Consider the following 8529-nt stretch of genomic DNA (forward strand, 5'->3'; position numbering starts at 1 on the left):
CGCCGTATACGGAACCGTACGTACGGTGGTGTGAGAGGACGGTAAATAAATTAATTATTTACCCCCTACTCGATTGAACTGAATTTCAAAATATTGGTTAACTCTCTTTTATGCTTATGGGCACAAGCTAGCCAAAATAAATGTTTCGCTTGTATTGCAATTTGTGTATAATGATAGAGATAACTTACACAGGTAAAGGATGGACAGTTTATGCCCAACAGACAATCTACTCAAACAGTAAGGAAAATTGTTCTGAGTATTGTTTCTATATTAATCATACTACTGATTATACTAGTGGTATCGGGGTATCATTATTATACGACCTCCCTGGAACCACTGGAAGCTGAAAGCAATGAGGATGTTCCTGTTGAGATTCCCATCGGATCATCAAGAACGGATATTGCACGTATTCTGGAAGAAAACAACATCATTCGAAGCGCCTTTGTCTTCAATTACCATTTGAGATTCACGGGTGAAGAAGGGTTTCAGGCCGGGTACTACTTATTCTCTCCATCAATGTCGACTGATGAAATCGTCACCTATTTGCAGGAAGGCGGTACTCCGATAACAGAAGAGTCAACGGGCAGGCTAACTATTCCCGAAGGCTACACGATCGAGCAGGTAGCCATTGTCGTTGAGAATCAGACTGAGTATACTATCGAGGAATTCTTCGAACTGGTAGAAGATGATGCGTTTCTTGAAGCATCAGCGGAACGGTATCCTCAATTGCTTGAAGGAGCCCTGGACCTGAGAGAAGAAACGCTCTATACACTTGAAGGCTACCTTTACCCCGCTACTTATGAAGTATTTGCAGATACTACGCTAGAAGAACTGGTGACCCAGATGCTTGGAAGAATGAACCAAGTTATGGAGCAGTATTATGCGGAAATAGAGGAAAGAGAAACCACAGTGCACGAAATACTTACGATGGCCTCTTTCATAGAACGTGAAGGAATAACTTATGAAGACCGGGAACTCATTTCAGGAGTATTCTATAACCGCCTGGAAATCAACATGCCTCTTCAGACCGATGTGAGTGTCACTTACGCGTTGGGAGAACACCAGGAACGGATCACATATGATGATCTTGAAGTGGACTCGCCGTACAATTTGTATAAACACAGAGGATTAGGACCTGGGCCGGTCAATAACCCGGATGAAGAGTCCATTAGGGCAAGTATGAACCCGGCTGAGACAGATTACATGTTTTTCCTGGCAGATCTATCTACTAGGAAGATATATTTTTCTGAGACATACGAACAGCACCTTGAATATCAAAACAAATATTTAAGATAATAAAAAAGCATTGAGTTCACAAGAGCTCAGTGCTTTTCTTGAGAAAACCATTTAAATAGAAACAGGGAAGGAATTAAAGCATGGACGATAAGCATAAACCAATAGTCATAGGTGTAACAGGAGGTTCTGGAAGTGGAAAAACCAGTGTCAGTCAGGCGATATACAACTATTTCCCTGGGAAGTCCATAATGATGCTGGAACAGGATTCTTATTATAAAAATCAGGATCATTTAAGTTTTGAAGAAAGACTAAAAACCAATTATGATCATCCGTTTGCCTTTGATACTGACCTGCTGATCAATCATCTGAACGAGCTACTAGGTTATAATAGTATCGAAAAACCTGTGTATGATTATACAAAACATACGAGAAGTGGAGAGACAATCACTCAGGATCCTAAAGAAGTAATTATTCTGGAAGGCATACTTATCCTTGAAGATGTCCGCTTAAGAAACCTAATGGATATCAAGCTGTATGTTGATACAGATGACGATATCAGGATCATTCGTCGTATTAAGAGGGACATTGAAGAACGTGGAAGAACACTGGACAGTGTCATCGACCAGTATCTGACAGTGGTCAAACCCATGCATGCTCAATTTATCGAACCAACGAAAAAATATGCAGATCTGATCATCCCTGAAGGGGGAAGAAACCAGGTAGCGATCGATTTAATGACTACAAAGATTCATACAATATTTGAAGAGCGTTCCCTTTGATTAGGGTCGCTTAATTCTTAAAAACGCTTTACAACGTCATATGTTCGTGGTATCTTAGTTCCATTGAGAAATTAGTTGACAGCTCTTTCTTAAATTATTTTAACAATTGATTCTAAACAGTAAGGTATAAAAGTATTTTTTATGAGGTGAATGAAATGATGACAGAAAAAGTCTATCCAATGACATTAGAAGGAAAAGAAAAGTTAGAAAATGAATTGAACGAACTGAAAACGGTAAAACGTAAAGAGGTCGTTGAGCGAATAAAAATTGCCAGAGGATTCGGAGACCTGTCAGAGAACTCTGAATACGAATCTGCGAAAGATGAACAGGCATTTATTGAAGGGCGTATCAGTACGATCGAAAACATGCTTCAGAATGCACAGATCATCGACAGCTCCAACTCCAAGGAGGGTGAAGTCACTCTTGGACGTTCAGTTATCTTTAAAGAACTGCCGGACGGAATCGAGGAAGAGTACACAATCGTTGGAAAAGCAGAAGCAGATCCATTTTCAGGTAAAATTTCCAATGAATCTCCTATAGCGCAGGCGCTTTTAGGGAAGACAGTCGGAGACAAAGTCCAGATTAATACACCTGGCGGAACAATGGAAGTTGAAATCACAAACGTATTTTGATTAACAGGGCTGAAAGGAGAGATTTCCTCTTCTTTCAGCCCTTTTTTATCCAACCTGAGCCTGATTTTTCATTGAAGCTAGTGCTATTAAGCTGCTATTTAGTTATACTGTAACTATAACAAAGAGGAGGGGAGCTGCTCATGAGTTCTTCAATTTACAGATCGATCATGATTTTACTTTTCGTCTGGCTGTTCTATCAGCTATTTAATACGTGGATGCTTCTCCTGTTCTTTATTGCCGGGTTGTTCTTTCTCCTGCTATACAAGTTCTCAAGGACTGACGACGGGAAAAAGTCACAGTGGCTCTGGACAAGTGTAGTGTTTTTTGCTTTGTCACTTGTATTTACCAGTGCCTTCTGGGCCATTATCAGTGTGTTTCTTATAGTAGAGTTCAACTCTGACAGTAAACTTTCACGTACTATAAGGGATCCTTTATTTCGAAGAAATAAATACTGGCATGAGAAGGAGTTTATATCAGTAGAATGGGATGAAGAGACTGAAACAGAAATGAAGTTTACGAGAAACAGATGGTTCGGTGACGACTCGGAAGGAAAAAAAGTTTTCGAGTGGAACGACAAGAATTTTACAAAGATGATGGGAGATACTTTCTTTGATTTAGGTAATACTATTTTACCCAAAAAAGAAAATACTATTATCATCAGAAAAGGGTTCGGAGACACAAAAGTCATTGTCCCCAAGGATGTCGCGCTGTCTCTAGATATCAGTCTGACTCTGGGAAAACTGGTTATCGATACAGAAGAATATGACCTCAAGAATGAAACCATAAAGTGGCAGTCGAAGGATTATCAGTCTTCACTTAGAAAGTTGAGGATCGTGGCCAATACGCTTGTCGGTGAAGTAGAGGTGATTTATTTATGAAAAAGTCTCTATCTTTACTGGCAAAATTTTTTATTCTGTATCTGTTTACCTTAGTATTCATAACTATTTTCATTCTGCTCTTCCTATCAGAAAATCAGTGGATAAGCGTATTTTACCAGGCGAATTTCATTGGTATTTCGCTGATCGTTTACCTGATACTTTTCTCATTTGTTCTGTCTGTCAGTACGCTTACTTATCTAAGAGCTTTTGAGAGAAAGAAACTGAGGAAAGTCGAAGAAGGACTAAGAATGATGAGCCAAGGTCATTATTCCGCCTCAATTTTTTTAAATATGTACTCATTGGATACACCGCTGCAGGTGAGCGAAGAAGTCGACAGGCAGTTTCTCAACCTGCATGAAAAACTGATGTTCATGGCAGATCAGGCTTTAAGAAATGCTCAGGAATCCGGCGGAGTGAGCAGTGAAACGAAAGAGGAAATCCTGGAGCAGGAACGGCATCGTATTGCCAGAGAACTGCATGATTCAGTAAGCCAGCAGCTGTTCGCATCCTCAATGATGCTGTCTGCAGTGAATCAGCAGATAGATAACTGTCCTGATTCGATCATCAGACAGCTCCAGATGGTTGAACAGACGATAAATGCCTCACAGACCGAAATGAGGGCTCTGCTTCTTCATCTCAGACCGATCCAGCTTGACGGTAAATCATTGAAGGAGGGGATAGAACAGCTGTTGAAGGAACTGGGAGGGAAGATAGATATCGTTATCCACTACTCAATCGATTCGATTACAATGGCTCAGACCATGGAAGACCACTTTTTCAGGATCATTCAGGAGCTGTTGTCCAATGTACTCAGACATGCCAAAGCAAAGGAACTGGAAGTCTATTTGACAAAAAACGGAGATACGGTACAGTTAAGTGTTATCGATGATGGCGTCGGTTTTAAAGTGGAAGATAAGAAAGCAGGCAGTTACGGACTACATAATATAAGAGAACGAATCGAAGGCATGGGTGGGAATGTGAGAATCATTTCACTTAAAAATGTCGGCACACGAATTGAGATCAATGTACCAATAGTATAGAGGAGGAAACTATGTGATACGGTTGTTGTTAGTAGATGATCATGAAATGGTACGTCTTGGGTTGTCATCCTTTTTTTCAGTACAGGATGATTTTGAAGTGGTGGGTGAAGCCGAGAATGGAAAAGTAGGAGTAGAGCTTGCCCTTCAGGAGAAGCCGGACATTATTCTAATGGACCTGGTTATGGAAGTAATGGACGGAACGGAAGCTACCCAGCAGCTTATGGGACAATGGCCGGAGGCTAAAATTATAATCCTGACGAGTTTCATTGATGATGAAAAAGTGTACCCGGCAATGCAGGCTGGAGCTTGTGGCTACATTCTTAAAACATCTACGGCTCAGGAAATAGCAAAAGCTGTCAGAGATACTTATAATGGGCATAATTATATCGAGGACGAAGTCAGTACGATCATGGAGGAGAAGAAAGAAGAATCTTTGAAGCATTATCCGCATGAACTTCTGACTAACAGAGAGAATGAAGTGGTTCAGCTTATTTCCAAGGGGTATACCAATCAGGAAATAGCGGATGAGCTTTTCATCACTCTAAAGACAGTCAAGACGCATGTATCAAATATATTGTCGAAGCTGGATGTGGAAGATAGAACTCAGGTGGCAATATATGCGTTCAGACATGACCTGGTCAAAGAGTAGCCGATTTTAAACAATAAAAAAAGTGAGCAGACATAATCATTGTCCGCTCACTTTTATTTTAATTTGTTAAGATAACTGGAAGGATGATTGGTCGTCTTTCAGTTTCTGCAAAGAGGAACTGCTTGATATCTTCGATCAGGTCGTTTCTCATTTTAAATTCATTGACAGTGTTGTGCTCGAACGACTTACGGATGCTCTTATAGGCTATTTTCTGTGCATTTTGAATGAGTTCTTCTGATTCTCTCATATAAATGAAGCCTCTTGAGATAATATCCGGTCCGGCAAGAACTTCTTTCTTTTTAGGATCGATTGTGGCGACGACTACAACTAGACCATTATCAGAAAGTATTTTTCTGTCCCTCAAGACAACGTTACCGATGTCTCCTATTCCACTTCCATCAACATAAACATCTTTAGCGTCAAAATCTCCGGCGCGTCTTGCACTGTTTTCAGTAAATGCGACGATTTGACCATTGTCCAGAACAAAACAGTTTTCTTCTGGTACGCCTGTTTTCTGCGCAAGAGAAGCGTGTATTTTCTGCATACGATGTTCGCCGTGAATAGGAACAAAGTATTTAGGTTTCATCAGTTGAAGCATCAATTTCTGTTCTTCCTGACCACCGTGTCCAGAAGTATGAATATTGTTGATTTTTCCGTGGATGACATTCGCACCAGCTTCAAGCAGCTGATTGATGACACGGTTTACGCTGACAGTGTTTCCGGGAATTGGAGAACTGGAGAAAATCACTGAATCCCCAGGCTGAATGGATATCTGTCTGTGCGTTCCATTTGCGACTCGACTCAGTGCTGCCATCGGTTCGCCCTGAGATCCGGTACATAGAATTAGCATTTCATTATCTTTATAGCGTTTCAGTTCGTTCGGATGGATGAAGGTGCCTTCTTCAGCTTGAATGTATCCAAGCTCCTGACCGGTTTCCATCGCATTAACCATGCTTCTTCCAAATACTGCAATCTTTCGGCCAGTCTTGTTAGCCGCTTCCACGACTTGCTGGATACGGGAAATATTTGAAGCAAAAGTCGCAAAGATGATGCGGCCATCGATTTTTTTCAAAAGGCTGCGAATAGAATCACCGACTACCTGTTCAGATTTAGTAAAGTTTGGTACTTCAGCGTTGGTACTATCCGATAGAAGGGCAAGCACGCCTTCTTCTCCGATTTTAGCCATCTTATGGATGTTTGCAGGCTCCCCAACTGGGGTGAAGTCAAATTTAAAGTCTCCAGTTTGTACAATGTTTCCATTCGGAGTCTTTACAACGATACCATATGATTCCGGCACACTGTGAGTGGTTCTGAAGAATGATACTGTAGTCTTTCTGAATTTAGTGACCGTATCTTCGTTGACCTCGTGAAGTGTAGCAGAACGCAGCAGGTTGTGTTCGTTCAATTTATTCTTGATAAGAGCCAGGGCCAGTTTATTAGCATATATAGGGATGTTAAGCTGTTTAAGAAGGAAAGGGATCCCACCGACATGATCCTCGTGTCCATGTGTAATAAAAAGCCCTTTAATTTTATCCTGATTTTCTATCAGGTAGCTATAGTCAGGAATGACATAATCGATACCCAGAAGGTCGTCTTCCGGGAATTTAATCCCTGCATCGATTAGAATGATTTCATCCTGGAATTGAACAGCGTAAGTGTTCTTTCCTATCTCATTCAGTCCTCCTAAGGCATAGACTGCCGTTTCATTGTTCTTGATATTTGGTTTCATATAAACGTCTCCTTATAGTGTTTGATTTCAGTTTGCTAATGAATACTTACAAAAATATGATAAATCTCATCAGGTCTGTTTAGTGGGTACTAGCCACTGCTATAAATATATTACCATAATGAAAATAATAAGTATAGGAAGGCAAGCCGTCATCATCCAAACAAACTACGAATTAAGCATTGAGTAAATGTAGTTTTATGTATATAGTAAGAGAATAGCAGTAAAAAAAGGAAGTGTATGGTAGATATGACAAGCAGGAAACTATTCGTATTCGATATTGACGGCACTCTACTGGATGAACATAAGCAGCTTCCCGAAAGTACGAGACAGGCAGTCAAGAAACTGGCCGAAAACTACGAAGTGGCTATTGCGACTGGCAGGAACCGCACGATGGCTTCAGAAGTCATTAAGGAACTGGCTATTGAAAACTATATCGTCTGCAACGGTGCAGCCGCATATTACAAGCACGATTCAATCTATACCAATTCTCTGAACAAAGATGAGCTCGATCGTCTAATTACCATGGCTGATGATAATGGCCATCAGATGGTCTATGAGACGGTAGATGAACTAAGAAGACGAAGTAGTCAGCCAAATGAACGCATGGAGAAAGGGATGGCTCATGTAGGGTTTCCAGTACCGGAACAGAATCATGACTATCACGAAAAGTACCCATTAGTGCAGTGTCTGATCTTTTACTCAGAAGAAGAAGCCTCTTTATATGAAGAGGGACAGTTCGATCATTTCAGATTTGTAAGGTGGCACGAAACAGGAGTAGATGTCCTGCCTGCTGGAGGATCCAAGTTTTCGACTATCGAGCGTCTGGCGAAACAACTCAATATCAGCAATGACAATATCGTAGCTTTCGGTGATGGGTTTAATGATCTGGAGATGATTGAAAATGCTGGAACAGGAGTAGCGATGGGGAATGCGGAAGACGACGTAAAGAAAGTTGCTGATCTTGTTACAGCAAGCAGTAGTCAGAATGGGATTCAGCTGGCTCTTGAAAAATTGGGCTATCTTTGATTTGATTTTGTGTCAATCTTGTGAAAAATGACTGGGAAACCAGCCTTTTTTCTATGAACTTATAGACAAAATAAGGTCTATGAGTAATAATAGGGAAGTATGACGCAGGGGGTATAGCTCAGTTGGGAGAGCGCTTCGCTGGCAGCGAAGAGGTCGTCGGTTCGAGCCCGTCTATCTCCATTCAACCATCTAGCGTAACTACGCTGAGGAAAGAGGAATTGATGTGATATCTGAAAACCAGCTGCATATTACTCAATACACTGTCATATCACAGAATGTGAAGTATGGCTTTCTATTTAGTCTGGCACTGTTTTTTGCTTCTCTGGCATTCTTATTCAATACCCCTCAGGAAATCATCACTGGACAGATTACGATCTTAACTTCTCCAGCCAATCTGACAACCGATTATTTTGCACTTTCAAACGTAGGCGCTACGCTTTTTAACGTAATTCCGAAAGAAGTCTCCCACTTCTAAGCGTATGGGTGCGAAGCACCAGTGAAAGTGGGAGATGAATTTCGGTCAAGCGATAGCTTGAAGTGGTAAATGTCGTTCTCATTTG

Annotated in this window: 9 protein-coding genes and 1 tRNA gene; 9 read left to right on the forward strand and 1 reads right to left on the reverse strand. The window is 41.0% G+C overall.

Annotation, left to right across the window (positions count from 1 at the left end; genetic code table 11):
* The first annotated feature begins 210 nt into the window (after nt 1-210).
* The 6 genes from mltG to ABFX15_RS06215 all read left to right on the forward strand — a co-directional run bounded on the left by mltG (nt 211) and on the right by ABFX15_RS06215 (nt 5214).
* Nucleotides 211-1296, forward strand: a complete 1086-nt coding sequence (gene mltG / locus ABFX15_RS06190) for an endolytic transglycosylase MltG (protein WP_346024602.1) — start codon at nt 211-213, stop codon at nt 1294-1296.
* Between the two features lie 80 nt (nt 1297-1376).
* Entirely contained in the window at nt 1377-2015 is a 639-nt protein-coding gene (gene udk, locus ABFX15_RS06195; RefSeq protein ID WP_091268691.1) for a uridine kinase, read from the forward strand.
* A 158-nt stretch (nt 2016-2173) separates the two neighbouring features.
* Nucleotides 2174-2647 (forward strand): transcription elongation factor GreA, encoded by a 474-nt coding sequence (gene greA, locus ABFX15_RS06200; protein WP_091268695.1) that lies wholly within the window; start codon nt 2174-2176, stop codon nt 2645-2647.
* A gap of 140 nt (nt 2648-2787) precedes the next feature.
* Complete coding sequence (liaF, locus tag ABFX15_RS06205) at nt 2788-3525, forward strand: cell wall-active antibiotics response protein LiaF (protein ID WP_346024603.1); 738 nt, start codon at nt 2788-2790, stop codon at nt 3523-3525.
* Nucleotides 3522-4565, forward strand: coding sequence for a sensor histidine kinase (locus ABFX15_RS06210; RefSeq protein ID WP_346024604.1), 1044 nt, complete (start codon nt 3522-3524; stop codon nt 4563-4565). Before liaF ends, ABFX15_RS06210 begins: the two co-directional genes overlap by 4 nt.
* 13 nt (nt 4566-4578) lie before the next feature.
* Nucleotides 4579-5214 (forward strand): response regulator transcription factor, encoded by a 636-nt coding sequence (locus ABFX15_RS06215; protein ID WP_091478913.1) that lies wholly within the window; start codon nt 4579-4581, stop codon nt 5212-5214.
* 58 nt (nt 5215-5272) lie between these two features.
* Here the strand turns inward: ABFX15_RS06215 and rnjA are convergent, their stop codons facing one another.
* Complete coding sequence (rnjA, locus tag ABFX15_RS06220; RefSeq protein ID WP_091478911.1) at nt 5273-6943, reverse strand: ribonuclease J1; 1671 nt, start codon at nt 6941-6943, stop codon at nt 5273-5275.
* A 237-nt stretch (nt 6944-7180) separates the two neighbouring features.
* On the opposite strand from rnjA, the gene ABFX15_RS06225 reads away from it, so the two are divergent.
* The 3 genes from ABFX15_RS06225 to ABFX15_RS06235 all read left to right on the forward strand — a co-directional run bounded on the left by ABFX15_RS06225 (nt 7181) and on the right by ABFX15_RS06235 (nt 8444).
* Nucleotides 7181-7969 (forward strand): Cof-type HAD-IIB family hydrolase, encoded by a 789-nt coding sequence (locus ABFX15_RS06225; RefSeq protein ID WP_346024605.1) that lies wholly within the window; start codon nt 7181-7183, stop codon nt 7967-7969.
* 107 nt (nt 7970-8076) lie between these two features.
* Nucleotides 8077-8149 (forward strand) — tRNA-Ala (locus ABFX15_RS06230).
* Nucleotides 8150-8192: 43 nt separating this feature from the next.
* Nucleotides 8193-8444, forward strand: coding sequence for a DUF1576 domain-containing protein (locus ABFX15_RS06235; RefSeq protein WP_346024606.1), 252 nt, complete (start codon nt 8193-8195; stop codon nt 8442-8444).
* Nucleotides 8445-8529 lie beyond the last annotated feature (85 nt).

Origin of the sequence: Alkalibacterium indicireducens (assembly GCF_039522005.1) — a bacterium.
Taxonomy (GTDB): Bacteria; Bacillota; Bacilli; order Lactobacillales; family Carnobacteriaceae_A; genus Alkalibacterium; species Alkalibacterium indicireducens.